Origin of the sequence: Roseinatronobacter sp. NSM, from assembly GCF_052379845.1 — a bacterium.
GTDB lineage: Bacteria > Pseudomonadota > Alphaproteobacteria > Rhodobacterales > Rhodobacteraceae > Roseinatronobacter.
The window spans coordinates 1-1,981 of record NZ_JBQTCF010000081.1; the positions used below are offsets into that span (position 1 = coordinate 1).

Here is a 1,981-nt window from a genome sequence, read left to right on the forward strand (position 1 = left end):
CGCGACAGGTCCACTTCTGGACTCGAAGCCTTCCATCAGCGACTTGACCTGAACGTCGGGACTGCCTTTCGCGGCTGCGACCACCAGGCGCTCGAAGATCGTAAGTTGATCGTTCCCAGCGAGGTGAAGCGGCTCCCTGCCAGGAATGAATAGCGTGCCGGACTGCTTGCCTGTCCGAACCACCCGCGGCGACACGCCCCCGCGTGCGAGTGCAAGACCGTCTCGGTACGCGAGTTCTATGCCGTCGCGCGCGAACAGCATTTCCTCGTCCGCCGATGCGAGATGGGACAGCAGCGGCATGACGACGTTAGGCCCAAGGTGTGACGGCATCTCCTCGCTCGCGGCGAAGACGATGCCCACCCCAGCGGTGTCCCGCGCGCGCAACATCAGATCCAGTCTCTGCGCCGCTTTCGGATCATTGAGCCGCCGGGCGAAATAGACGGGCACATCTGCCTCATCGATCTGGATCGCACCGACAAGGGTCAGGTCCGGGTCCAGGATCTGAGCCGCCCGCTTAATCAGCAGCGGCTTCATAAGGCGCATGAGCGTCTCGTGAAGCCACTGAGCGTTGACCGCGAACATCTCGACATCCGACGCGGGGCGCTTGCCGACATCTTCGCCGAAAGGACCGACAGCCTGGACCATGCCTTCGGTCGCCGACGGTTTGAGGGCGCCTTCCCCGTCGACGTCGTCGTCCTCGATGAGAACCACATCCTGACGGTCGCGGCGCTCGAGCAGGCCACCTTCGATCAGACGCTTCGGGTCAAGCCCGAGTTCCAGCAGATAACTTCCGCTGACCTCGTCCTCAATGCGGTCGTGGAGTTGAACAAGCTGGGGGAATATCGCGCGAAGGTCATCATGCGCGATTTGCCTGAACGCGCTCAGGATTCCCCATTCCTTGAGCAGCGCGAAGCCGAGGCTGCGTTCCTCCGGGTCGGGCTTGCTCTGCAGGTTGCAGCTCTTCGTGCCCGCAATCGTGATGTTGAGCGTCCGCTGCTTCTCATCGCCGATCAGATTGTAGGCCACCGCGATGGTGATCCGGCTGAACGCTTCGGCGCGCCGAAAGATGTTCCGCGCCCCGAGATATCGGTCGGCAACCTCCTGGATGTCATCGTCGACCGTCACCTTGAGCTGAAGCTTGCGGCGCCAGATTCCCAGCCGGATCTCGGCTTCGATGACGCGCGCGAACTCGAACGCGTACCCTTCGATCTCAGGGGGCTGCAGCAGAAGCGAAGAGCGGAAGCGCGAGAGATCATAGCGCTTCCAGGTCAGAGGCTTCTGGGAGATGTCGTGACCGAGCGCAACTTCGGCGAAGGAATCGCTGACCGTCTGGCGCACCACGGGGCTGTCAGCGCAGACCTCGATCTGCCGCATCGAGGGCGTGTAGATCAGCGTCGCCTCGTTCGGCGGGCGGTAGTAAATGGTTCCCCGCCGTCCGTCTTGCCGGTGATCGTAGACGCTCGAAAGCGGGCCACCATGCCGGACGATCAGCATGATGGACGCTGGGTGCGTATCGGTGGCAGGAAGATCGAGCGCCTTAACTGTGCAGGATATCTCCGGCTTCAGCTCGAGCATGTCTTTGATCTTGGACGCGAGCGCCTTTTCGTCGATGGCCGCCGCGTCGAGGGCTACCTGGTTCTCCAGTTCGACCTCGAAGGCATCGTAGAGCTTGCCGTGGTCGCGGAACTGTCGGGCGAAGTGAAAGCTCTCCGCATCCTCGAAGGTTTCGCGTTCATGCAGATATGCCCAGATGCTTCTGCACAGTTCATCCGGCTGTCGGTGGAATTCCTGCGACCGTGCGTCATCGAGTTGTTGCTCGACAATGGTGGTGAGCGAGGTGACGCCCTTTTTCTCGGCGAGGGCCCGGATCCTTCGTGATCGCTGCTCCGCAGGTCGCAGGTCATCGCGGTCGAAATCCGACAGCGTCTCGACAAGTGCTTGCCGAAAGGCCTCGACCGCCTCTTCGTCGGCGAGGTCTGGA

1 protein-coding gene is annotated in these 1,981 nt (G+C 62.0%); it reads right to left on the bottom strand.

Annotation, left to right across the window (positions count from 1 at the left end):
* On the bottom strand, positions 1–1,981 hold a 1,981-nt coding region (locus ACTZWY_RS19655; RefSeq protein ID WP_444792397.1), incomplete at both ends, for a hypothetical protein.